Origin of the sequence: Thermoflavimicrobium dichotomicum, from assembly GCF_900114055.1 — a bacterium.
In the GTDB taxonomy this organism is placed as follows: Bacteria; Bacillota; Bacilli; order Thermoactinomycetales; family Thermoactinomycetaceae; genus Thermoflavimicrobium; species Thermoflavimicrobium dichotomicum.
Genome location: NZ_FORR01000006.1, coordinates 34997 through 59570 on the forward strand (window position 1 = coordinate 34997; position 24574 = coordinate 59570).

The 24574-nt window shown below is 43.9% G+C and carries 27 protein-coding genes; 26 read left to right on the forward strand and 1 reads right to left on the reverse strand.

Annotated elements, in window-relative coordinates; translation table 11 throughout:
• The first annotated feature begins 3 nt into the window (after nt 1-3).
• The 14 genes from trmFO (at nt 4) to BMZ78_RS07935 (ending at nt 14096) form a co-directional block, all read left to right on the forward strand.
• Nucleotides 4-1317, forward strand: coding sequence for an FADH(2)-oxidizing methylenetetrahydrofolate--tRNA-(uracil(54)-C(5))-methyltransferase TrmFO (gene trmFO, locus BMZ78_RS07870; protein WP_093229363.1), 1314 nt, complete (start codon nt 4-6; stop codon nt 1315-1317).
• A gap of 70 nt (nt 1318-1387) precedes the next feature.
• The gene (hslV, locus tag BMZ78_RS07875) at nt 1388-1927 is read left to right on the forward strand and encodes an ATP-dependent protease subunit HslV (RefSeq protein WP_093229365.1); all 540 of its coding nucleotides are present in this window, start codon (nt 1388-1390) and stop codon (nt 1925-1927) included.
• 2 nt (nt 1928-1929) lie between these two features.
• Nucleotides 1930-3339, forward strand: coding sequence for an ATP-dependent protease ATPase subunit HslU (hslU, locus tag BMZ78_RS07880; protein WP_093229366.1), 1410 nt, complete (start codon nt 1930-1932; stop codon nt 3337-3339).
• Nucleotides 3340-3362: 23 nt separating this feature from the next.
• A complete protein-coding gene (codY, locus tag BMZ78_RS07885; protein WP_093229368.1) occupies nt 3363-4142 on the forward strand; it encodes a GTP-sensing pleiotropic transcriptional regulator CodY in 780 nt (259 codons plus the stop codon).
• Nucleotides 4143-4306: 164 nt separating this feature from the next.
• Nucleotides 4307-5011 (forward strand): 30S ribosomal protein S2, encoded by a 705-nt coding sequence (gene rpsB / locus BMZ78_RS07890; protein ID WP_093229369.1) that lies wholly within the window; start codon nt 4307-4309, stop codon nt 5009-5011.
• 133 nt (nt 5012-5144) lie between these two features.
• The gene (gene tsf / locus BMZ78_RS07895) at nt 5145-5795 is read left to right on the forward strand and encodes a translation elongation factor Ts (protein ID WP_093229371.1); all 651 of its coding nucleotides are present in this window, start codon (nt 5145-5147) and stop codon (nt 5793-5795) included.
• A 95-nt stretch (nt 5796-5890) separates the two neighbouring features.
• Nucleotides 5891-6628, forward strand: a complete 738-nt coding sequence (gene pyrH / locus BMZ78_RS07900; RefSeq protein ID WP_093229372.1) for a UMP kinase — start codon at nt 5891-5893, stop codon at nt 6626-6628.
• Nucleotides 6618-7175 carry a ribosome recycling factor gene (gene frr / locus BMZ78_RS07905; protein ID WP_093229374.1) on the forward strand — a complete coding sequence of 186 codons (558 nt, stop codon included), beginning with the start codon at nt 6618-6620 and terminating at the stop codon, nt 7173-7175. Before pyrH ends, frr begins: the two co-directional genes overlap by 11 nt.
• 130 nt (nt 7176-7305) lie before the next feature.
• Nucleotides 7306-8088, forward strand: a complete 783-nt coding sequence (locus tag BMZ78_RS07910; protein WP_093229375.1) for an isoprenyl transferase — start codon at nt 7306-7308, stop codon at nt 8086-8088.
• Between the two features lie 23 nt (nt 8089-8111).
• Entirely contained in the window at nt 8112-8915 is an 804-nt protein-coding gene (locus BMZ78_RS07915; protein WP_093229377.1) for a phosphatidate cytidylyltransferase, read from the forward strand.
• A 15-nt stretch (nt 8916-8930) separates the two neighbouring features.
• On the forward strand, nt 8931-10088 hold the full coding sequence (locus BMZ78_RS07920) for a 1-deoxy-D-xylulose-5-phosphate reductoisomerase (protein ID WP_093229378.1): 1158 nt from the start codon (nt 8931-8933) through the stop codon (nt 10086-10088).
• A gap of 54 nt (nt 10089-10142) precedes the next feature.
• Nucleotides 10143-11402 (forward strand): RIP metalloprotease RseP, encoded by a 1260-nt coding sequence (gene rseP / locus BMZ78_RS07925; RefSeq protein ID WP_093229380.1) that lies wholly within the window; start codon nt 10143-10145, stop codon nt 11400-11402.
• Between the two features lie 28 nt (nt 11403-11430).
• On the forward strand, nt 11431-13146 hold the full coding sequence (locus BMZ78_RS07930) for a proline--tRNA ligase (protein WP_093229381.1): 1716 nt from the start codon (nt 11431-11433) through the stop codon (nt 13144-13146).
• Between the two features lie 161 nt (nt 13147-13307).
• A complete protein-coding gene (locus BMZ78_RS07935) occupies nt 13308-14096 on the forward strand; it encodes an NAD-dependent epimerase/dehydratase family protein (RefSeq protein WP_341849633.1) in 789 nt (262 codons plus the stop codon).
• A gap of 190 nt (nt 14097-14286) precedes the next feature.
• Here the strand turns inward: BMZ78_RS07935 and BMZ78_RS07940 are convergent, their stop codons facing one another.
• Nucleotides 14287-14682 carry an Asp23/Gls24 family envelope stress response protein gene (locus tag BMZ78_RS07940; RefSeq protein ID WP_093229384.1) on the reverse strand — a complete coding sequence of 132 codons (396 nt, stop codon included), beginning with the start codon at nt 14680-14682 and terminating at the stop codon, nt 14287-14289.
• Nucleotides 14683-14937: 255 nt separating this feature from the next.
• Here BMZ78_RS07940 and BMZ78_RS07945 point away from each other — a divergent pair, with 255 nt between their 5' ends.
• The 12 genes from BMZ78_RS07945 to rpsO all read left to right on the forward strand — a co-directional run bounded on the left by BMZ78_RS07945 (nt 14938) and on the right by rpsO (nt 24452).
• The gene (locus tag BMZ78_RS07945) at nt 14938-15120 is read left to right on the forward strand and encodes a hypothetical protein (RefSeq protein ID WP_093229386.1); all 183 of its coding nucleotides are present in this window, start codon (nt 14938-14940) and stop codon (nt 15118-15120) included.
• A gap of 865 nt (nt 15121-15985) precedes the next feature.
• Entirely contained in the window at nt 15986-16447 is a 462-nt protein-coding gene (rimP, locus tag BMZ78_RS07950) for a ribosome maturation factor RimP (RefSeq protein ID WP_093229387.1), read from the forward strand.
• A gap of 20 nt (nt 16448-16467) precedes the next feature.
• Nucleotides 16468-17595 (forward strand): transcription termination factor NusA, encoded by a 1128-nt coding sequence (nusA, locus tag BMZ78_RS07955; protein WP_093229389.1) that lies wholly within the window; start codon nt 16468-16470, stop codon nt 17593-17595.
• Between the two features lie 39 nt (nt 17596-17634).
• Complete coding sequence (rnpM, locus tag BMZ78_RS07960) at nt 17635-17913, forward strand: RNase P modulator RnpM (RefSeq protein ID WP_093229390.1); 279 nt, start codon at nt 17635-17637, stop codon at nt 17911-17913.
• Nucleotides 17906-18202 carry a YlxQ family RNA-binding protein gene (locus BMZ78_RS07965; RefSeq protein WP_093229392.1) on the forward strand — a complete coding sequence of 99 codons (297 nt, stop codon included), beginning with the start codon at nt 17906-17908 and terminating at the stop codon, nt 18200-18202. The genes rnpM and BMZ78_RS07965 overlap by 8 nt, the downstream gene beginning before the upstream one ends.
• Nucleotides 18203-18222: 20 nt before the next feature.
• A complete protein-coding gene (gene infB / locus BMZ78_RS07970) occupies nt 18223-20589 on the forward strand; it encodes a translation initiation factor IF-2 (RefSeq protein WP_425263921.1) in 2367 nt (788 codons plus the stop codon).
• The gene (locus BMZ78_RS07975) at nt 20561-20872 is read left to right on the forward strand and encodes a DUF503 domain-containing protein (RefSeq protein WP_245739784.1); all 312 of its coding nucleotides are present in this window, start codon (nt 20561-20563) and stop codon (nt 20870-20872) included. Before infB ends, BMZ78_RS07975 begins: the two co-directional genes overlap by 29 nt.
• A 21-nt stretch (nt 20873-20893) precedes the next feature.
• The gene (gene rbfA / locus BMZ78_RS07980) at nt 20894-21256 is read left to right on the forward strand and encodes a 30S ribosome-binding factor RbfA (protein WP_093229397.1); all 363 of its coding nucleotides are present in this window, start codon (nt 20894-20896) and stop codon (nt 21254-21256) included.
• Nucleotides 21249-22211: a DHH family phosphoesterase gene (locus tag BMZ78_RS07985; protein ID WP_093229398.1), complete on the forward strand. Its 963-nt coding sequence runs from the start codon at nt 21249-21251 to the stop codon at nt 22209-22211. The genes rbfA and BMZ78_RS07985 overlap by 8 nt, the downstream gene beginning before the upstream one ends.
• Nucleotides 22208-23110 (forward strand): tRNA pseudouridine(55) synthase TruB, encoded by a 903-nt coding sequence (gene truB, locus BMZ78_RS07990; protein ID WP_093229400.1) that lies wholly within the window; start codon nt 22208-22210, stop codon nt 23108-23110. The genes BMZ78_RS07985 and truB overlap by 4 nt, the downstream gene beginning before the upstream one ends.
• Entirely contained in the window at nt 23097-24041 is a 945-nt protein-coding gene (locus BMZ78_RS07995; RefSeq protein ID WP_245739785.1) for a bifunctional riboflavin kinase/FAD synthetase, read from the forward strand. Before truB ends, BMZ78_RS07995 begins: the two co-directional genes overlap by 14 nt.
• Before the next feature lie 141 nt (nt 24042-24182).
• The gene (gene rpsO / locus BMZ78_RS08000; protein ID WP_093229403.1) at nt 24183-24452 is read left to right on the forward strand and encodes a 30S ribosomal protein S15; all 270 of its coding nucleotides are present in this window, start codon (nt 24183-24185) and stop codon (nt 24450-24452) included.
• The last annotated feature ends 122 nt before the right edge of the window (nt 24453-24574 follow it).

A 24574-nucleotide genomic window follows, 5' to 3' on the forward strand; every position in this document is an offset into this window, starting at 1 on the left:
AGCATGAGTAAACAACAGGTGACCGTAGTGGGAGCGGGTCTTGCCGGCAGTGAAGCGGCATGGCAAATTGCAGAACGGGGTATTCCCGTACGCCTTTATGAAATGCGTCCGAAAAAAAGAACACCCGCCCATCGTGGTGGACAATTTGCAGAGCTTGTTTGCAGTAATTCCTTGCGTTCCAATCAATTGACCAATGCAGTGGGTGTTTTGAAAGAAGAGATGCGGCATTTGAATTCACTTATCATGAAAAGTGCCGATAAACATGCAGTGCCAGCGGGTGGTGCACTTGCTGTCGATCGTGAAGCATTTTCCGAAGAAATTACCCAGACCCTTCACCATCATCCATTGATTGAGATCGTGACAGACGAAGTGACTGACATTCCCGATGGCCCTACCGTGATTGCGACTGGTCCTCTTACATCCGAGTCATTGTCGAGGAAGCTGAAAGCCCTGACAGGCGAGGAATATCTCTATTTTTACGATGCGGCCGCCCCCATTGTTGAAAAAGATAGCATTGATATGAATAAAGTTTTCGTTGCATCTCGTTATGATAAAGGGGAGGCTGCTTATATCAATTGCCCGATGACCGAAGAGGAGTTCAACCGTTTCTATGATGCACTCGTATCAGCAGAAGTGGTACCACTGAAGGAGTTTGAGAAGGAGATTTATTTTGAAGGGTGTATGCCGATTGAAGTCATGGCCCAGCGGGGAAAAAAGACGCTGTTATTTGGTCCGCTAAAGCCTGTTGGGTTAGTAGATCCACGGACAGGAGAGCGACCTTTTGCTGTGGTGCAGTTACGCCAGGATAACAGTGCGGGTACGTTATATAATATGGTCGGTTTTCAAACCCATTTAAAGTGGGGAGCGCAAAAAGAGGTATTTCGCTTGATTCCAGGATTGGAGCAGGCCGAGTTTGTTCGCTATGGTGTCATGCATCGCAATACGTTTATCAATTCTCCCAAACTGTTGCGACCCACTTATCAATTCAAGCAAAGAGATGACCTATTCTTTGCAGGGCAAATGACAGGGGTTGAAGGTTATGTGGAATCAGCAGCGTCCGGTCTCCTGGCCGGGATCAATGCGGCACGCCTGGTTTCTGGAAAGGAGCCCGTTGTACCGCCTCCATCAACAGCAATTGGAAGCCTCGCCCACTATATTACGACTGCTGATCCAAAGCACTTCCAGCCCATGAATGCAAACTTTGGGTTGTTTGCAGAGTTACCTGAGCGCATTCGTTCCAAAAAAGAACGGGCAGAGCGTTACGCAGAACGGGCGATTGAAAACATTCAGAATTTTACCCGGATGATAAACAATTAATCTTGCGAATGGTGGATAGGGTATGATACCATGACCGTGTGGTCAGAGTGTAGGAGAGGCTGGTGAAACAATGCAGCAATTTCATGCAACTACTATTTTTGCGATTCGACATAATGGATCAGGCGCCATCGCTGGAGATGGCCAGGTGACTTTTGGCAATCAGATGATTATGAAACATGGAGCCAAGAAAGTTCGTCGTCTGTATCGTGGACAAGTGTTGGCAGGTTTTGCTGGCTCTGTTGCTGATGCAATTACGTTATTTGAAAAGTTTGAGGCCAAACTGGAAGAATATCAAGGCAAGTTGGCACGTGCTGCGGTAGAGTTGGCCAAAGAGTGGCGTTCGGATAAAGTACTGCGTCGTTTGGAAGCGATGATGATCGTATTGAATAAAGAGCATATGTTCCTGATTTCCGGAAATGGTGAAGTCATTGAACCGGATGATGACATCCTGGCCATTGGTTCTGGAGGAAGTTATGCACTTTCAGCAGGAAGGGCGTTAAAACGTTATGCCCCTCAACTGTCAGCGAAAGAGATAGCGCATGCGGCTCTTACCATCGCTAGCGAAGTGTGCGTGTTTACGAATGATCAAATCATCGTGGAGGAGGTATAATCTTGGCTGGCGCAGGTAAAAATTCAGAACAATGGACTCCGAGACAGATTGTGGCAGAATTGGATAAGTACATTATTGGACAGGATCAGGCCAAACGAGCTGTGGCTATCGCTCTTCGCAATCGCTATCGCCGTAACTTGTTGCCACCTGAGCTCAGAGATGAAGTCGTACCCAAAAACATTTTGATGATTGGGCCTACAGGTGTGGGAAAAACAGAGATTGCCCGGCGTTTGGCGAAATTGGTCGGAGCTCCCTTTGTTAAACTGGAAGCAACCAAGTTTACGGAAGTGGGTTATGTCGGGCGTGATGTGGAATCAATGGTTCGGGATCTTGTGGAAACAGCCATTCGAATGGTCAAGTCCGAGAAATTGGAAAGTGTGAAAAATCAAGCGCGCGCTTTAGCCAATGACCGTATTGTGGAAATATTGGTGCCAACGAAGAAAACGTCCCCTTCTTTTAAAAATCCGCTTGAACTCTTGTTTCCGCAAAGTGCAAACAAAGATAGCAGTTATGATTCAGAAGATCATGGACGTGTGGTAGAAAGACGGCGTGAAGTCAGAGAAAAATTGTTACGTGGCGAACTGGAAGATCAAATCATTGAAATCGAGATCGAAGAACAACTTCCATCCATGTTTGATATGTTTGCTGGCACAGGGGCAGAACAAATGGGGATGAATATGCAGGAAATGCTCGGACAGTTCTTGCCCAAAAGAACCAAAAAACGCCGTTTGCCGATCCGTGAAGCAAGAGAAGTGTTGACCCAGGAAGAAGGGCAAAAACTGATCGATATGGATCAGGTCATTCAGGATGCGCTGGAGCGTGCGGAACAGTCTGGAATTATTTTCATTGACGAGATTGATAAAATCGCAGGCAAGGACCGGCAAGGGCCTGATGTGTCACGAGAAGGAGTACAGCGGGATATCTTGCCCATTGTTGAGGGTTCGACCGTCATGACGAAGTATGGCCCTGTCAAAACAGATCATATCCTGTTCATTGCGGCCGGAGCATTCCATGTAGCCAAACCATCCGATTTAATTCCAGAACTGCAAGGTCGTTTTCCGATTCGAGTCGAACTTCAGGATTTGACAGCTGATGATTTTGTCCGAATTTTAACTGAACCCAAAAGTGCATTAATTAAACAGTATGTCGCTCTACTGGAAACGGAAAACATAAAAATCACCTTTACGGATGAAGCCATTCGGGAAATCGCTGAGCTGGCAGCCAAAGTCAACAGTCAGACTGAGAACATCGGTGCCCGTCGTCTGCACACCATCATGGAACGGCTCTTGGAGGAATTATCTTTTGAAGCACCTGATATTCATTTGGAAGAGTTTGTGATTACTCCACAGTATGTCCGTGAACGTTTGGCGGATATTGTGGAAGACAGAGACTTGAGTCAGTATATCTTGTAATCCAAGAAAGGAGATCCGTATAAATGAAACTACTAGATAAAGCAAGGCAAATTAATAGTCTGTTGCAGCGAACAGGCGGACAGGCAGTTAGCTTTATGGAAATGGCAGAGGTATTAAGAGATATTATCAATTGCAATACGTATGTGATCAGTCGGAAGGGAAAAATTCTTGGGTTTGCAGTGACCCAGGAATTTGCCGAAGATGAAGTCAACAATGAGGTGCTGCGAGAAAGAAGAATTCCCGAAGAGTATAATCAGCTTTTAATGGAAGTAAGAAATACTGTACACAATTTGGATAAAGAGAGTGAATACAGTTTTACGAGGCTGATAAATGGCATGTTTGAGCACCAATATACTACCATTGTTCCGATTAGCGGTGGTGGCGGAAGACTTGGCACACTTCTCCTGACCCGTTTTGATCAGGCGTTTACCAATGACGATCTCGTTTTGGCGGAATATGGAGCAACGGTTGTTGGAATGGAGATTTTATGGCAAAAAGCAGAGGAAGCAGAAGAAGAGGCACGGAGTCGGGCTGTTGTACAAATGGCGATCAACGCTCTTTCATATAGTGAGTTGGAAGCAGTAGAACATATCTTTGACGAATTGGATGGAAAAGAAGGATTGCTCGTGGCGAGCCGGATCGCAGATCGGGTAGGCATTACACGTTCAGTCATCGTCAATGCCTTAAGAAAGCTGGAAAGTGCCGGAGTCATTGAGTCACGCTCTCTGGGTATGAAAGGGACCTATATCAAAATTTTGAATGATCGTCTCGTTCCTGCTTTGATGAAACATCGTCACTCTTAATTCGAGCGAAATGCTTGCGAAATGTTTACTGTTTATGGTATATTCGTCATTGGTGTATAGACCACACACGTTGAAGGATTGGGAGAGCAGACGGTGCCGTTTTGATCGGTCTCTGACTCCTGATGAATTCAACGGAGGATGAAAACCACAAGGAGGATTTATCGATGGCAGTTGTAACAATGAAGCAATTGTTGGAAGCAGGTGTTCATTTCGGTCACCAAACCCGTCGTTGGAATCCGAAAATGAGCAAGTACATTTTTACCGAGCGCAATGGGATCTATATCATTGACCTGCAAAAAACCGTTAAAATGATGGAACAAGCGTACAACTTTGTGCGCGATCTCGCAGCACAGGATGCAACGGTCCTGTTCGTTGGAACCAAAAAACAGGCACAAGAAGCTGTCAAAGAAGAAGCTGAACGTTGCGATATGTTTTATGTGAACCATCGTTGGCTCGGTGGAACGCTTACCAACTTCCAAACCATTCGCAAACGTATTGAGCGTCTTCATGAACTGGAACGTATGGAAGAAGACGGAACCTTTGATGTACTTCCCAAAAAAGAAGTCATCCTGTTAAAGAAAGAAAAAGCTCGCTTGGAAAAATTCTTGGGCGGAATCAAAAACATGAAGAAACTGCCTGATGCGATCTTTATCATCGACCCGCGCAAAGAGCGGATTGCAGTAGCAGAAGCACGTAAGCTCAATATCCCAATTATCGCAATCGTAGATACAAACTGTGATCCAGATGAAGTGGATTATGTAATTCCGGGTAACGATGATGCCATCCGTGCTGTTCGCCTGTTCACTTCTAAAATTGCCGATGCGATTTTGGAAGGAAGACAAGGTGAGCAACAAAACACTGCTTCTTAAGAAAATGAGGGGGGTGGCAGGTTGAATCCTTGCCCACCCCTTTATCATAATCACTGAAACTTCCGTGTTTAAAATTCTTTTCGTGCCCGAATATCAGCGGGGAGTTATCATAATCGAAAGGTAGGAAAGAAAGATGGCAATTACTGCTGCTATGGTAAAAGAACTGCGTGAAAAAACAGGCGCAGGTATGATGGACTGCAAAAAAGCATTGGTTGAAACCAATGGCGACATGGAAAAAGCGATTGAATATCTGCGTGAAAAAGGAATGGCTTCTGCGGCTAAAAAAGCAGGTCGAATCGCTGCTGAGGGAATCGTTGAGTCTTACATACATGCAGGCGGTCGCATTGGGGTACTGGTTGAAGTCAACTGCGAAACAGACTTCGTGGCGAAAACGGATGAGTTCAAACGTTTGGTAAAAGATATTGCGATGCAAATTGCTGCCATGAATCCAAAATATATTCGTCGTGAAGATGTACCTCAAGAAGAAATTGAAAAAGAGCGTGCGATTTTAAGAGAGCAGGCTTTAGGTGAAGGAAAACCTGAAAAAGTAGTAGAAAAAATCGTGGAAGGTCGCCTGAACAAATACTTTGAGGAAGTATGCCTGTTGGAACAAGCATTCATTAAAGATCAAGACAAAACCGTTGATGAGCTGGTGAAAGAGCATATTGCCCGCATTGGGGAAAATATCTCGATTCGTCGCTTTGTACGTTATGAAATGGGCGAAGGCTTGGAAAAACGTCAGGATAACTTCGTAGAAGAAGTAATGTCCCAAGTCAAGAAGTAATGGAATGGAAAACATATAGGGAACACTATGCTGTGTTCCCTTTTTTTGCAGTGAATATGACGAGATGTGATCGTGGGTAGAAGTGGAGGAATGTTATGAGCACTCCTAAATATAAGCGGATTGTATTAAAATTAAGTGGTGAAGCTCTAGCAGGAGAACAGGGATATGGCATTGATTCGGAAGTGGTTTCCTCCATCGCCAGACAAATCAAGGAAGTTGTAGATTTAGGTGTTCAAGTTGCGATTGTTGTTGGTGGCGGAAATATTTGGCGTGGGATTTCCGGAGCGGCGAAAGGAATTGACCGTGCGACAGCCGATTATATGGGAATGCTGGCAACCGTAATGAATTCGCTTGCGTTACAGGATTCCTTGGAATCTATTGGTGTACCTACCCGTGTACAAACATCGATTGAAATGCGACAAATTGCTGAACCCTATATCAGACGCAAGGCGATTCGGCATTTGGAAAAAGGTCGTGTAGTCATTTTTGCCGCAGGAATTGGTAATCCATTCTTCTCCACAGATACGACGGCAGCACTGAGAGCCGCTGATATTGAAGCAGAAGTGATTTTAATGGCGAAAAATAACGTGGATGGCGTGTATAGTGCTGATCCGAGTGTTTATCCAGATGCAGTCAAATACGATACTTTAACCTTCCTGGACGTACTTAATCAAGGATTGGGTGTCATGGATTCAACAGCGGCATCGTTGTGTATGGATAATGATATTCCTTTAATTGTTTTCAATATTTCCACGGAAGGCAATATTAGACGGGTTACATTGGGAGAACATATTGGAACAGTAGTAAAGGGGGGCGTATCCAATGGTAAATGAAATTAAAAAACAGGCACAGGAAAAAATGGAAAAAGCGATTCAAGTATTGAAAAAAGATCTGGTATCACTTCGTGCAGGGCGAGCAAATCCAGCATTATTGGATAAAGTGGTTGTAGAGTATTATGGCAGCGAAATGCCTGTCAATCAGTTAGCCAACATTTCGACTCCTGATCCACGTACCCTGGTGATCCAACCATGGGATAAATCGGCTTTGGCTGAGATTGAACGGGCGATTCTGAAATCAGAGTTAGGGCTGACTCCCAGCAATGATGGAAATGTGATTCGCATTAACATGCCAGTTCTGACCCAGGAGCGTCGTGCTGAGCTGGTAAAAATCGCTCGCAAAACCGGTGAAGAAGCAAAAGTGGCGATCCGTAATATCCGTCGGGATGCCAATGATGATTTGAAAAAGCTGGAGAAAAATGGTGAAATTCCGGAGGATGTTGCTCGCCGAGGCCAAGACGAGATTCAAAAACTGACGGATCGTTTCAGCAAAGAAGTGGATAGCATTGTCCAGGCAAAAGAAAAAGAAATTATGGAGATCTAATTGGCATATACTTGGGTGAAGACCCCTTCAGGTAATGAGGGGGTTTTCCAGCTACATATACTTCTTGGATCAGAGAAGATGTAATATACTAGACATACAAAAAGTGCGAGTTTATTCCGGAGGAATGAATATGCTTAAGTCTTTTAAACGTTGGGTGGGTTCAAGCGAGAAGGGCGAACTTACAGTCGATGATTTAATCGAGGAGATCCGGAAATCCCCTATTCCCAAACATGTCGGCATCATTACAGATGGAAATGGGCGTTGGGCCAAGAAACGTGGTCTGCCGCGTACAGCGGGACATGCAGCTGGGATGAAACGGGTACGAGAGATTATTCGAGCTGCAGATGAAATTGGCATTCAGGTGTTAACCTTCTACTCTTTTTCTACAGAAAATTGGAAACGCCCAAAGGAAGAAGTCGATTATTTAATGAAATTGCCGCTGGAGTTTTTAAAAACGGATTTGGATGAGCTAATCCGGCGAAATGTAAAGGTACAGATGTTGGGCGAAAAAGAAAAAACCCCTTCCTACACCCAATATGCATTAAATGAATTTGAAGAGAAAACCAAGCATAATACCGGACTTATTCTTAACTTTGCCATCAATTATGGAGCTCGGGATGAGATCTTGCATGCAATTCGCCATATTATAGACGATGTGGAAAAAGGAAATATTGATAAGGAAGACATTAATGAACAATTGATGAATCGTTATTTGCATACGAAAGGTTTACCGGATCCGGATTTGATTATCCGGACCAGTGGTGAGATTCGTGTGAGCAACTTTCTATTATGGCAACTGGCATACAGTGAGTTATGGTTTACGGATGAATTGTGGCCTGATTTTACTTCTGAGATGTTTTATCAGGCGATTGTTGATTTCCAACATCGCTCACGTCGATATGGAGCAGTGTAAGAAAGACAGGGGTTAAGAAGACAATGAAGCAAAGAGTGATTACGGGGGTGTTAGGGGCAGCGGGTTTTCTTTTTCTTTTGTGGTTGGGAAACTGGTGGTATTCAAGCCTGATCTTTGTATTGGCGACCATTGCCTATTTGGAGTATTGTCGAATGAAAGATTTGAATTGGAACCAAATCCAGGTGTTTGTTGGACTGATTCTGGTTTGGTCGCTACTGGTTACGACCGGTCTCAACCAACACGTAACCCTGCCATCCTATCCGATCTTTGAAAACACGGAACTAATTAATTTGGGAATGGTTCTCTTTTTTGTTCTGATTGTATTGTCCAAGAATCGGTTTGATATCCATCAAATGGCTTATTTGTTTGTAGGGGCACTATACATAGGATATGGCTTTGCTTACATGATTCGGACGATTTGGCGAGTGGATGGTTTAGTGTTGACATTATTGATTATTTTTGTCACATGGGCTACAGATACAGCTGCGCTTTTTTTGGGAAAGCGCTTTGGCAAGCGAAAATTATGGCCAGAGATTAGCCCGAACAAAACAGTAGAGGGATTTGTGGCCGGCTTGGTATTTGGCGTATTAATGAGTGTGGTGATGGTTCACTTTTTCCCTAATCTCGGTCATTTGTCCATGGGAATTCTACTTGGATTTGCCATTTCCTTTTCTGGACAAGTGGGTGATCTCGTCGAATCGGCCTGGAAACGAACAACGGGAGTCAAAGACTCTGGAGCTATTTTGCCTGGACATGGTGGTATTTTAGATCGCTTTGACAGCCTCCTTTTTACTTTTATTATTCTGAGTTTATTCGATATTGTTTGAGGGGAGAAAATAAGCATGCCAGAGAAGGTTGTCATATTAGGCTCTACGGGTTCCATTGGGAGAAGCACATTGGAAGTGGTTAGCCAGCATCCCGATGAGTTTGAAGTCGTGGCATTGGCAGCGGGTTCCAATGTGGAAGAGATGATCAAACAAGCCAAGACATTTAATCCAAAGATGATCTCAATGGCAACCAAAGAGGCGGCTGAAGAGGTACGACAAGCCTTGAATGGCCAAGTTCGGGTTCTCTATGGAGAAGAAGCACTGATTGAAGTTGCCACCCATCCTGATGCAACCATGGTTGTTTCCGCCTTGGTCGGAAGCCGGGGACTCCCACCAACTCTTGCCGCTATTCAAGCAGATAAAAAAATCGGTTTGGCCAATAAAGAAACATTGGTGACTGCAGGACACATCGTTACGCAAGCGGCTGAAAAAGCGGGTGTCCCCATATTGCCCATTGATAGTGAGCATTCGGCGATCTTTCAGTGTTTAAATGGGGAAAGAAGGGAAGATGTTCGTCGGTTAATTTTAACGGCTTCGGGTGGTGCATTTCGTGACTGGTCGCGCGAAGAGTTGGTCCATGCGACCCCAGAAAAAGCACTCAAGCATCCAAATTGGTCGATGGGAGCAAAGGTGACGGTCGATTCAGCCACATTGATGAACAAGGGACTGGAAGTGATTGAGGCCCATTGGCTATTTGGTTTTTCCTATGATCACATTGATGTATTGATCCATCCACAAAGTATTGTTCACTCGATGGTAGAGTTTCATGATGGGGCGGTTATGGCTCAATTGGGAACACCTGATATGAAAGTGCCCATTCAGTATGCACTGACTTATCCCAAACGTCTTCCTCTTTTAACCAAGCCTCTTGACTTGGTTCAGATTTCTCGATTAGACTTTCGTAAACCGGATTTGAAGCGATATCCTTGTCTGCAGATGGCATATGATGCAGGACGAGTAGGAGGAACGATGACAGCTGTGCTCAATGCTGCCAATGAAGTGGCTGTCGAACAATTCCTTGCAGGCCATATTTCATTTTTGGCGATCGAGCAGGTGATTGAACAGGCTTTGTCGAAACATGAACCGCTAGCGAACCCCACTTTAGAAGAAATTGAAGAAGCAGACCGTTGGGCAAGAGATTTTGCTAACAGGTGGGTAAGCATGTCTGCTTGAATAGAGATGCATGTCTTGGCTCGCTACTAAACCAGGGTGGTGAATGGAACAAAGATGCAAACAGTCTTGGTTTTTATTCTCGTGTTGGGTGTTTTGGTGTTTTTCCATGAATTAGGCCATTTTTTATTTGCGAAACGTGCGGGAATTTTGGTTCGTGAGTTTGCAATTGGGTTCGGACCGAAGCTTTTTGCCAAACGATATGGAGAGACGCTCTATTCCATCCGGATTTTGCCATTGGGTGGTTATGTCCGGATGGCGGGCGAAGATCCTGAGATGGTGGAGATAAAAACAGGTACGCTTGTTTATATAACGAAAAATAGCAAAGGATTGGTTGATCATATTTACATTAATGAACCAGCCAATACCAGACAGCCTTTGATTGTCGGACGTGTCATCCAGATGGATATGGAAAAAGAATGCAACCTGGTTCTGGAAGATGAGCAAGGGCATGAGACAAAGTATTCGCTTGATCCGAAGGCGATCATTCATTATGATCAAAAAAATGAAGTGCAAATTGCGCCGCTGGATCGCCAGTTTGCTTCCAAGACGGTCGGACAGAAGGCGATGACGATTTTTGCTGGACCTCTGTTTAATATTATTTTGACACTCATTCTGTTTACGGTCCTGGCATTTCAAGTAGGTGTAGAAGATCAGCTCGTTGTAGATCATTTTGTCAAAGATGCTCCAGCTGCCAAGGCGGGCATGAAAGAAGGCGATGTGATCACACACATCAATGGCGAAAAAGTTTCGGCTGAAAAGCTTCGTTATTTGATCCAGGAGTCCAAAGGCGAGCCGATTCAGGTGACAGTCCAGCGTAATGGACAGACACTCAATTTGGAAGTAAAGCCAAAAAAGGAAGAGGACGTCTACTTGATCGGTGCAGTGTTTGATCAAAGCAAATATGTGAAAGAGCCTAATCTGTTTGAAGCGGTTGCTGACAGCTTTAAACGTACGTATGATTGGACAACGATCATTTTGGATGGCTTTGTGAAGCTTGTGACGGGGGATCTATCGATCAAAAGTCTGGCTGGACCTGTGCAAATGGGCGATATGACCGGAAAAATTGCCAAAAAAGGAGTAGATCCATTAATTCAATGGACCGCTCTTTTAAGTTTAAACCTGGCCATATTCAATTTGCTGCCGATTCCCGCTTTGGATGGAAGCCGTCTTGTGTTCATCGGCATTGAAGCGATTCGTGGACGTCCAGTTCATCCGAACAAGGAACATTTGGTTCACCTGGTCGGGTTTGCCTTATTGATGATGCTGATGTTGGTTGTAACCTATAATGACATCATGAAAATCTTTTTCACATAAATTCAAGTAAGAAAAAAGAGGGATGGGTATGAGACAGAAGACAGCTTTAATACCTACACTTCGTACCGTATCAGAAGCGGAAATGGTCAGCCATCAATTGCTGCTTCGCGCGGGTTATATGCGGCAGGTGGCTGCAGGAGTCTATAACTTCTTGCCTTTGGGACAACGTGTTTTACAAAAAATTATCGAGATTGTACGGGAGGAAATGAATCGAACGGGTGCACAGGAACTGCTGATGCCTGCCCTAAATCCCGCTGAACTGTGGCAGGAGTCGGGACGCTATGATACGTATGGGCCTGAGCTGGTTAAGCTTCAAGATCGGCATGGACGGGACTTTATTCTGGGCCCAACCCATGAAGAAACCATTACCGCCCTTGTTCGTGGTGAGATCAATACTTATAAGAAACTGCCGATGACGTTATATCAAATTCAAACGAAATTCCGCGATGAGAAAAGACCTCGTTCGGGTCTGTTGCGTGGTCGTGAATTCATTATGAAAGATGCATATTCCTTCCATGCAGATCGGGAATGTCTGGATCAAACTTATGAAGACATTTACCAAGCTTATGTGAATATCTTTACCCGTCTTGGCTTGAATTTCCGTGCAGTGGAAGCTGATGCTGGCGCGATTGGCGGAAAAGGAACGCACGAATTTATGGTACTTTCTGATGCCGGTGAAGATACCATTGCTATTTGTGAAGCATGCGATTATGCAGCCAATATTGAAATGGCGGAAGTGGTCTTCCAAGGACAAGATAATGGTCAAGCCTCTGTTCCGGCGATGGAAAAGGTAAGTACGCCAGGAAAAAGAACCATCGAAGAAGTATCCACTTTCTTAGGCTTGCCTACTCATCAGTTTATCAAAAGCTTACTCTTTATCGTGGATGAAGAACCAGTATTGGTACTGGTGTGTGGGGATCATGAAGTCAATGAAGTCAAAGTGAAAAACCTGTTTGACGCAACGGTATGTGAACTGGCTGATGAGGAAACCGTTCGTCGAATTGCCGGAGTGCCAGCCGGTTTTGTCGGTCCGATCGGGCTCAAGGAGCAGGTCAAGGTAATTGCAGATCAAGCTGTTCAAGTGGTTATCGATGCTGTAGTGGGTGCCAATGAAGTCGATGCACACCTGGTTCATGTACAACCTGGACGTGACTTTCAGGTGGATCAATATGCAGATCTGCGCATCATTCAAGAAGGAGATGTCTGTCCGCGCTGTGGAGGTGCGATCCAGTTCCAACGAGGTATTGAGGTTGGACATGTATTCAAGCTGGGTACCAAATATAGCCAGGCCATGAATGCAAACTTCCTGGATGCGAGTGGCAAAGAGCAACCTTTCATTATGGGATGCTATGGTATTGGAATCTCACGTTTGGTCGCTGCCATCATTGAGCAACATCATGATGAGAATGGCATCATCTGGCCTGTTAATGTGGCACCATTTGCGGTTCACCTCATTGCCGTTAATATGAAAAATGAAGACCAGGCCAAAATCGCCGAAGGACTGTACGAAGAGCTGAAGAGAGCGGGTATGGAAGTACTCTTCGATGATCGCCTGGAGCGGGCTGGTGTGAAATTCAAGGATGCCGATTTGCTCGGAATCCCGGTTCGCATCACCGTTGGAGCCAAAGCAAGTGAAGGGATTGTCGAGATCAAACTGCGCCGCTCTGGAGAAAGCGCTGAGCTGGCCCACGAAGATGTGCTCAAAGAACTGCCAAACTGGCTGAAAAAAGCAGATGGGCAATAATAAAAAAGCGACACTAGGCCTATAGAGATAGGCGGTGTCGTTTTTTTATATCATTTTTAGTAATGGCTGAAATGAGCTAGCGACCTAAAGGGGTCGTAGCAAAAATTTCAGTTCTCTACACTTCGAAAACAAAAAACGGCATTGATCTAAATTCTACTATGATGCAAAAAGTTTGCCAAGATGCCACGGTCGTTTATAACTGTACCAGTGTTCCTTACAGTCAATGGTCTCAAAAGTTAGTGCCCATGATAGAAAATATCATCTTGGCAGTAGAAGCTTCTGGGGCAAAGCTGGTTTATGGAGATAATCTTTATATGTATGGACCTGTCTCGAAAGAGATGACCGAAGAGCTTCCAAATGCAGCTACTGGACCCAAAGGGCGAATACGAGCGCAAATCGCGGACAAGATTATGCAAGCACATGCCCATCGGAGAATTAGAGCCGCAATTGGGCGTGCTTCCAACTTCTATGGTCCAGATGTTTTGGATTCTATCGTAGGTGAAAAGCTATTTATTGCAGCATTGGAAGGAAAGCCCGCACAGGTGCTTGGTGATCCGGATGCACCTCACACATATACTTTTATCGATGATTATGCCAAAGGTTTAATTACACTGGGTGAACGTGAAGAAGCATTGGGTGAAATCTGGCATATTCCCAGTGGAGAAACCTTAACTACGAGACAGTTCATCGAAATGGTATATGAAGAAGCAGGAACACAGGCAAAATTAAGTGTGGCACCAAAACTGGGAATTGCTTTCCTATCTTTATTCAGTCCGTTTATGAGAGATGTAAAAGAAATTTTATATCAATTTGAAAAACCGTTTGTCATGAACCACAATAAATACGCAAATGCCTTCGGCACCGAGGTAACGCCACACCGGGAAGCGATCCGGAAAACACTGGAGTGGTGCCGGCAACGCATTGGACAAGATAAAGTACAGAAACGCTGAAAAGGATATCGATCATATGGCTCGTGTTAAGTGCAAGGAATACTTGGCGCATTGTTCGCTTGAAAAGGTAGAGGATTGAGATAGAGAAGGGTTTTATCATGGCATGGAAAAAGCATAAACAATAAAGATCTGTTTTTTCATGACAAAAATCCTGTTGATGGTTCTTGGTCAACAGGATTTTTGTCGTTTCCTAGCGAATCTGTCTTTCCTTCGGTAAGTTTTCCCTTGGAGCTGGCTCTGGAATCATAACACCCTCTACATACATATTTACTTCTACGACGGAGAGCCCGGTCATGTTTTGGATTGCCTGTTCCACATTCATGACCACTTTTTTATATAATTCAGGAACATTGCGACCATATTCAACAATCACCTTCAAATCGACGGCCACTTCTTTTTCACCCACTTCGACCGAAACACCTTTGGCAAAGTTTTTTCTGCCAAGACGTTCAGCGAAATCCTCAACCATTCCACCGCTCATGCCCACAATTCCCTCAATTTCGCTTGCAGCAATTCCTGCGATTGTTTCAATCACTTCTGGGGCATATTTGAGTCCTGACCCTTTTTTCATCTTCTTTTCAGCCATTTAGAGACCTCCCTGTTGTGGTTCTATTTCTTTATTACGGTATCTGTTTATTGATTCCTGTTTAATTATGAAAATTTAAAAACAATACTTTTATTAAAATGGATGATAGCAGATATGGATTTGTTTCAATAACAATGTCCATAAAATGTAATATTTTATAATTTATTTGACTATTTTATAATAATTTTATATAATATTTATACTAATCTATAAATATTTGTTTATAATCGATATGAAGACAATGGGGGTGACATCATGTTTTGGAATCGCAAAAAAGACAAAGATAAAAAAGGAACAAGCAGTTGGGACATCGAAATGGAAAAAAACAATGAGGATGCATGTCCGCATTGTGGATATAAACATGTTTACCGCGTGGGTAATTTTGCTGAGTGTGAGCGATGCCGAAAAACATGGGAAGAGAATACCGGATGGGTATAAGCAACCACTGGAAATGAATGGTTCGAATTGACGAAAATAGAAACCCGAGGTATAATAATATTATGAATTATTTTTTCTATTACGTGTAGAGAATTAGCAATCCTTTTCGATTCGGGTCGCTGTCTTTTCCAAATACTTGCTTGGATCCGATGGATCTTGGTGTAACTTCCTTCTTGTTTGCCTCTTTCTCTCCCTTATCTTCCTTTTTGTGTGTAAGTTTCTAGCTTCTTCTCTATTGCTTTTCGATGTGTGAAAAATGAGTACCCCATTGAGTTTGGCCTGCTTGTTTTTAACCTTGAATCCCCAATGAAAACAAGGGGAGGCTGTCTATGTTCTACTTATGAATATATGAACATCATTTCATGTGATTTTTGCTTTTATGGAGATAGGTGTTTTCGCTCAACAGGTCACAAAAATCAGGAGAAAAGGTGCCATTTTTCTGCACAATTTGGCGTAAATCTGTTGTGTGTAGGACTTCTCAATCTTTTCATCAGGAAAGGATGAGGATTATGGGGAAGAAGTGGGAAAACGAGAAATTGAAAAAGAATATGGATGTTTATTTGTATCGATATTGCCCCTACTGTGAGAGTAAATGGGTCTATAATACCGGAAGTTATTGGGAATGTAAAACCTGTAAAAAGAAGTGGAAAAAATCATAAAGGTTTGCGATTGGATTATTGGAAATGTTATAACAGAACACGTACTGGAAAGAGCAACGTTTTCAGTAAATCATTGCAAGCTTTTTTGCGATTGTGTTATAATCATTTTGGTTAAACTTTATTTGTAGATACTTTTGGATGGAAAGAGTGGGTTTAGTGGCCCACTCTTTGCATTTGCTCGCAAGCAAATGAAGGAGGAGTTCTATTTGAGCCGCCAAGTAGTTGAAACGGTGGAGAAAATTGCTTTGCCTATTTTGCAAGCGGAAGGTCTGGAGCTTGTCGATATTGAGTTTAAAAAAGAAGGACAAAATTGGTTTTTGCGGGTTTTTATCGATCGTGAAGAAAAAGGCGTGGATTTGGATGATTGCACCAGAGTAAGCGAAAAATTAAGTGAGGCATTGGATCAGACAGATCCTATTCCTGGTGCGTATATTTTGGAGGTATCTTCACCAGGTGCCGAACGCCCGCTCAAAAAATCGTCTGATTTTAAGCGAGCGATTGGCAAATATGTTCATATCTCTACATATGAACCCATTGATGGAAATAAAGTATTTGAAGGTATGCTTACTCACTACGGAGAAGATCATTTAACAGTTGAAGTAAACGGTCGATCGATTACCCTTCCGCTTGCGAAGGTAGCGAAAGCTCGGTTAGCCATTGTCTTTTAGTGAAGGGAGGATAAGGACCGATGAATGTTGAGTTCATCGAGGCCCTTGAACAACTGGAGAAGGAAAAGGGAATCAGTAAGGATATTTTAATTGAAGCAATCGAAGCAGCATTGATTTCAGGATATAAGCGCAATTTCCATTCAGCGCAGAATGTCCGTGTAGATATTGATCGTCAGACGGGACTTGTGCGTGTATTCGCTCGAAAAACAGTTGTAGAGGAAGTATTGGATCCACGATTGGAAATCTCTCTCGAGGCAGCCAGAGAAATGAATCCGGTATACCAACTGGGAGATATTGTGGAAATCGAGGTGACTCCTGCTGACTTTGGCCGAATTGCTGCACAAACGGCAAAGCAAGTGGTAACGCAACGCATTCGCGAAGCGGAACGGAGCATTATTTATCAAGACTTTATTGATCGTGAAGAAGATATCATGACGGGAATCGTTCAACGGTCGGACAATCGTTACTATTATGTTGATCTTGGACGTGTTGAAGCCATGTTGCCATTTTCTGAAACGATGCCGACCGAGCGTTTTAGACATGGAGACCGGGTGAAAGTGTATATCACCAAAGTGGAAAAATCAACAAAAGGTCCACAGATCTTTGTTTCTCGTACCCATCCGGGATTGCTTCGCCGTTTGTTTGAACTTGAGGTGCCAGAGATTTTTGATGGAGTCGTTGAAATTCGCTCCATTGCAAGAGAAGCTGGATATCGTTCGAAAGTGGCTGTGTACTCCAATGATCCCAATGTTGATCCGGTCGGAGCCTGTGTAGGCCATCGAGGAATGAGAGTACAGAATGTAGTTAATGAGTTGAAAGGCGAGAAAATCGATATTGTACGCTGGTCTGATAACATTGAAGAATGGATTGCCAATGCACTGAGTCCTTCCACGGTTCTATCAGTCACCATTTTGGAAGATGAAAAGATCGCTCGAGTGGTTGTGCCTGATCACCAGCTTTCGCTTGCTATTGGTAAAGAAGGGCAAAATGCACGACTGGCGGCGAAACTGACCAATTGGAAAATCGATATCAAGAGTGAATCTGAAGCCAATAAAGCTCAGGAAGAAATCATGCAAGAAGAAGTACCTCTAGAGACAACAGAAAATGAGATCAATGAAACAGTAGAAGGTACAGAAAACCAGGAATAAGCGAGAAAAGCCTTTTTTGGCGCGGGAGGTGTCTGGGGAATGAAAAAACGCAAAATCCCTATGCGCAAATGTGTTGCTTCTCAAGAAATGTTTCCAAAAAAGGAACTGATTCGCGTAGTTCGGACCCCAGAGAACGAAGTGGTCATTGACCCAACAGGAAAAAAATCCGGGCGAGGTGCTTATTTATGTGCCAAAGAAGAATATATTGATTTAGCACAAAAGAAAAAAGCACTCGACCGGGCTTTAAAAACCAATGTAGACCCAAAGATCTATGATGAATTAAGGGAATACGTAAAGCGGGTAGCAACCGATGAATAAGCTGTTGAATGCGTTGGGGCTGGCTATGCGAGCAGGGAAAGTCGTTTCGGGCGAGGAGTTTGTCATTCGTGAAGTTCGAGCAGGCAAGGCCAAATTGGTCGTGTTGGCAAAGGATGCTGCGAAAAATACAGAAAAAAAGCTAACGGATAAATGCCAATCTTATCAAGTTCCGCTCATCCGTTTTGGTACGAGACAAGAGTTGGGAAAAGCCATCGGTAAAGCAGAACGGGTTGTGATTGCTGTGACCGATCCGGGCTTTGCCAAAATGATTCGGCAACTTGCTCAGTAATTAAACGGAGGTGAATGAATTTGGCAAAAATACGTGTCTATGAATACGCCAAGCAATTGAATATCACTAGTAAAGAACTATTAAACATCCTGGAAAAAGCCCATATCAAACTGAACAACCATATGAGTGTCATGGACGAAGGAATGATCAAGCAAGTGGAGCAGTATATGAAACAAGCGAAAGACGGAGATGCGACACCAAAAGCAAAGGAACAGAAAATGCAGACAGAGAAGAAACAGAAAAGCGCGAAATCCAATCAGGGTCCGCGCTCTAGACATGGAGGAAATAAAAGAAACTTCCAAGGACATAAAGGAAATCAACAGCAAAATAGAGGAAATCAAACACAAAATAGAGGAAATAAACCAAATCAAACGCAAGGAAAAAATCCGAAAAATCCTCCAAAACCTGTACAGACACGAACTGATTTCGTAGAAGTGCCGAAAGCGGTTGTCATTACGGCAGAAGAACATGAAAAACGTGTAGAGTCCAAAAAGAAAGAACGGAAGACCAAAAGCCATTTCTCCAAGTTTAAAGATGAACCCGTTAAAGAATTGACACCGCCTCATGGTAAAAAACGCGGCAAAAAGAAAGACCATAAAGAAGTAGCAGCAAAAGAAAAACAGGCACCTGTTCTTCCAAAAGAAATTGAAGTATCAGGACCGCTTACAGTTGGAGAATTTGCCAAGTTACTTCGTAAAGAAGCATCAGAAGTCATCAAGAAATTGTTGATGTTGGGGATTTTGGCAACCATTAACCAAGAGATCGATGTAGATACAATGACACTGGTTGCTGATGAATTTGGTGTTACCGTTCATTTTAAAGAGGAGATCGATGAATCCAATTTCGAAGAGATTGAAGAAGTCGACGATCCTGCAGATCTGGTCGAACGTCCACCTGTTGTGACCATTATGGGGCACGTAGACCATGGAAAAACGACATTATTGGACCGAATTCGCAAATCGAACGTTACGGCTGGAGAAGCAGGTGGAATTACCCAGCATATCGGTGCTTATCAAGTGGAAGCCAATGGGAAAAAGATTACTTTCCTGGATACACCTGGGCACGCGGCGTTTACCACCATGCGCGCACGTGGAGCAAAAGTAACGGACATTACTGTTCTGGTTGTCGCTGCAGATGATGGTGTGATGCCACAAACGGTTGAAGCGATTAACCATGCAAAAGCAGCGGAAGTTCCGATTATCGTTGCCGTTAACAAAATCGATAAACCAGACGCCAATCCAGAACGCATCAAGCAACAGTTGACAGAGCATGGACTCGTTGCTGAAGATTGGGGTGGAGACACAATCTTTGTTCCTATTTCGGCTTTAACGGGTCAGGGAGTCGATGAATTGCTTGAGATGATTCTCCTGGTGGCAGAGGTACAGGAGCTAAAAGCGAACCCCAATAAACGGGCTCGTGGTGTTGTGATTGAAGCGGAATTAGACAAGGGTCGAGGTGCAGTAGCCACTGTCTTGGTGCAAAACGGTACACTGAAAGTGGGAGATGGGATTGTTGCCGGGAACTATTTCGGTAAAATCCGGGCCATGGTCAATGATCGCGGTCGTCGGGTGAAATCAGCACCTCCATCTACTCCTGTTGAGATTTTGGGACTGCCGGATGTGCCAAATCCTGGAGACCAGTTTATTGTATTTGAAGATGAGCGAAAAGGTAGAGCCATCGCAGAAAAACGTCAGGCAAGACAAAAAGAAGAAGAACGCGGGGCAATGAGTCGTGTAACTCTGGATGATTTGTTTAAACAAATCCAGGAAGGGGATATTAAAGAACTGAACATCATTATTAAAGCGGATGTTCAGGGTTCAGCAGAGGCACTCCGAGGTGCATTGGAGAAAATCGATGTAGAGGGAGTACGAGTCAAAATCATCCACTCTGCGGTTGGAGCGATTACGGAGTCGGATATCCTGTTGGCATCAGCATCCAATGCGATTATTATCGGATTTAATGTGCGTCCAGAGCCAAACGCCAGAGCGATGGCCGAACAGGAAAAAGTGGATATTCGCTTGCATCGCGTGATTTATAATGTCATTGAAGAAATTGAAGCAGCGATGAAGGGACTGCTTGATCCAGAATTTGAGGAAAAAGTGGTTGGTACTGCTGAAGTACGTCAAACTTTCAAAGTATCCAAAGTGGGTACGATTGCCGGATGTTATGTGACGGAAGGAAAAGTGGTCCGTGATGGACGTGTTCGCCTGATTCGTGATGGCGTCGTCATTCACGAAGGTAAGCTGGATACACTCAAACGTTTCAAAGATGATGTAAAAGAAGTGGCACAAGGATACGAATGTGGTATGACCATTGAAAATTACAATGACATTAAAGAAGGAGATGTCATTGAAGTTTATGTCATCGAGGAAGTGGAGCGAAAGTAAAGTGGTTGTTGGCTTGTTGGAATGTGAAGGTTGGGTAATGAGCTCCACCTCATTAAAAGATAAACGTCGTGTTATTCAAAGCGCCTTGACCCGACTGCGGAACAAATTCAATTTGTCTGTGGCAGAAGTTGGAAAACAGGATGATCGACAAATGACCGCTCTGGCAGTCGCGGGTGTTGGCAGCAGCAAGCAACTGATCGAGAAAGAGCTCCAGCAGGCATTGCGATTGCTAGAGGAAACAGATGGTCTGGAAATCATTCATGCAGAGGTTACATTTATGTAAGGTGTATGAGGAGGAGTCCATATGGCTCGGATTCGTGTGAGTCGCGTGGGTGAACAGATTAAAAAAGAATTGGGACATATTCTTCAAACTGAAATTAAAGATCCACGGATTGGCTTTGTGACAGTCACAGCAGTGGAAATGAGTGGAGATTTACAGATTGCCAAAGTATATGTAAGTGTTTTTGGATCTGCCGAAGAAAAGAAACAGTCATTGGCTGGGCTGGAAAAAGCGAAAGGATACATTCGCACTGAAATTGGCCGTCGGGTGCAAATTCGCCATGTACCTGAGCTTCATTTCATCATTGATGATTCGCTGGAGCATAGTGAACATATCAATCGTTTGCTGGAAGAAGTGAAATCGACGGAGATTGATCGGGATGCATAACTTTTCAGATGCAACACGATTTATTCAACAAGCGGATCGTTTTCTGGTTCTTTCTCATCTGCATCCAGATGGCGATGCGATTGGTTCCACGCTAGCGATGGGACATCTTCTCCGCTCTTTGGGGAAAGAAGTGGTAATGGTGAACGAATCACCGGTTCCACAAAAATTTCGATTCTTGCCCGAAACCAGAGAGATCCTCATGCCTCAAGAAGTATCGGAGAAGTTTCACCATGTCATCGCGCTGGATGCAGCAGATCGAGAAAGAATGGGAACTTGTCGTGAGCTTTTTGCTGATGGTGTACAGATTTTAAATATTGATCATCATGCGACAAATGATTTGTATGGAACGATAAATGTGGTCATGCCAACAGCGGCAGCCACAGTGGAAATTCTGTTTGACTGGATTGAATTCATGCAATGCAAGGTGGACTTATCACTCGCTTCTTATATTTATATGGGATTGTTGACGGATACGGGCGGATTTCGTTATTCGAATACCACGCCAAAAGTATTGAGACAAGCTGCCAGGTTGGTTGAATTGGGTGTCAAGTCGCATGAGATTGCAGATATTGTGTTGGAAACAACCACCATCGGGCAACTCAATCTCCTGCAAAAAGCCTTGTCCACATTGCAACTGGCTCAAGATGGTTCAATTGCCTGGATGGTATTGAAACGGAATGATATAGAGCCGGATCAGGAAGTGGAAGGGATCGTAAACTATGCACGGAATATCGAAGGCGTGGATGTCGGGATTTTATTTCGTGAAATCGATGAACAAACTGTCAAGGTGAGTTTGCGTTCCCGGAAAAAAACCGATGTCGGACAATTGGCCAAATCGTTTGGTGGTGGAGGGCATGCTCGAGCGGCTGGATGTACGATTCATGCCAGCCTGGAGGAAGCCCAAAAAAGCGTGTTGTCTCGTTTACAAGCGAAGAGGGAGTTTGAAGAAGCATGACACTCCATGGTGTAATTCCAATCAGAAAGCCAAAGGGTTATACTTCACATGATATAGTCGGGTTCATGAGGAGATTGACGGGACAAAAAAGAGTAGGGCATACAGGCACGCTAGACCCGGAAGTGGAAGGCGTGCTCCCTATTTGTTTGGGACAGGCAACACGTATTGTTGAATATATTCAGGATTTACCGAAACGTTACGCTGGAACGATGAAATTGGGAATTTCGACGGATACGGAAGACCAAACGGGACAAGTACTGGAAGAGGTTACGGTTCCTTCCCTCTCTTTGGATGAAATACATCAGGTATTCCAACGTTTCCGAGGCGAAATTGAACAAATTCCGCCTATGTATTCGGCTGTCCGTGTCCATGGGAAACGATTATATGAATTGGCAAGAGCTGGAGTCGAAGTGGAACGGCCGAAGCGGAAAGTCATGATTTATGATTTGGATTGTACAGGAATGGAAGCAGGCGAACACCCTTTGATCCATTTTGATGTTCGTTGTTCAAAAGGAACCTATATTCGTACTTTATGTGTGGATTTGGGACTGGCTCTTGGCTATCCTGCCCATATGACCCAACTGACCCGAGTGCAAAGTGGCCCCTTCCATTTAAGCGATTGCTATACATTGGAAGAATTGAAGGAAGTGTCAGCAAAGGGTCATTGGCAAGAAGTTCTTTTTTCGATGGATGAAGTGTTGGGCCAGTATCCAAGTTTCATCGTAGCCGATGAAGATGAAAAACGTGTTTTGGACGGCTGGGATCTGGAAATAGCTGATGATTATGCGAATTCACTGGTTCGTGTATATACAGAATCAGGGCGGTTTTGTGCAATTTATCGAATAGATGGGAAGAAGCAGGCGAAACCAGAAAAAGTGTTTCGGGATGTGGAAAGCTAAAATGAAGGTAACTCATTTATCGTATCCATTACAACAGCAAAATGGGCAACCAATCTCACTTGCCATTGGATTTTTTGATGGGGTGCATCGAGGTCATCAGGCAGTGATCAAGCGAGCAAAAGATTTGGCACGAGAGTTGGGAGCCACCCCCGCAGTGATGACTTTCCATCCACACCCTCGAGAAATATTGGGACAGGCGAATATTACCCGCTATTTGACTCCTCTATCTGAAAAGCTGGAGCAATTTGCGAAGTTGGGAGTCCAGAAGGCTTATGTGATGCAATTTGATTTAACCTTCGCAGCGCTTTCCAAGGAGTCATTTGTCCAGGAGGTATTACTTCCCCTCCAAGTCAAAGGAGTGGCTACCGGATTTAATTTTACTTTTGGACGAAATGCTTCGGGTAAAGCGGAAGATCTGGCACGGTTGGGCAAAGGGCATTTTCGTGCGGAGATTGTTCATGCGATTCAATCGGAAGGAATCGTGATTAGCAGCACTCGATTACGGCAAGCACTGTCAGATGGTGATGTGGGGATTGCCCGGGAGATATTGGGGCGAAATTACCAATTGGAAGGAATTGTCGTGCATGGAGACAAGCGTGGTCGTTTGCTTGGTTTTCCCACAGCCAATATCGAACTGGAGCAACCCTTTTTTACCCCAAGGCGAGGTGTATATATCGTGAAAGCAATGTTTGATCAGGAAACTGCCATGGGGATTATGAATATTGGAGTGCGACCTACATTTCATGACCCGACTCCTCGTGAGCGTTTGGAAGTGCACCTCCTGGATCGCCAAGTGGATTTATATGGCAAAAAGATGAAAGTGGAGTTTTTGCATTTTCTGCGTGAGGAGAAAAAATTTGCTTCGATGGAAGCATTAAGTGAGCAGATCATGAAAGATCAACAAGCCGCTTATGAATGGTTGGCCAAATAATATAGACAGGTATATTGTATTTTGTTGATTATTTATGTTATACTTAACGACAGTATGCAACAAATACCTTGACTCGGATGATCGATGGCCTCGGCGATGGTCTGGGTTAAAGGTGTAAGAGATAACAGGAGGTGAACCAGGATGGCATTAACCCTGGAGAAAAAACGCGAAATCATTAACGAGTTTAAAACCCATGAAAATGATACCGGTTCTCCGGAAGTGCAAATTGCGATTTTGACCTATCGCATTAATGAGCTGAACACTCACTTGAGAGATCACAAGAAAGATCACCATTCCCGTCGTGGTCTTTTGAAAATGGTAGGTCAACGTCGGAACTTGTTAAATTACCTGAAGAAGAAGGACATTACTCGTTATCGCGAGTTAATTCAGAAGCTTGGACTACGTCGATAGTCAATCAGAGCGGGGGTTTTTTTACCCCGCTCTTTTCAATCCTTTTTAAAATCAATAGAGAAGGAAATAATGTTAATATGAAGAATAAAGGAGTTGTCGGTGTTTGAGAGGAGGAATTATAC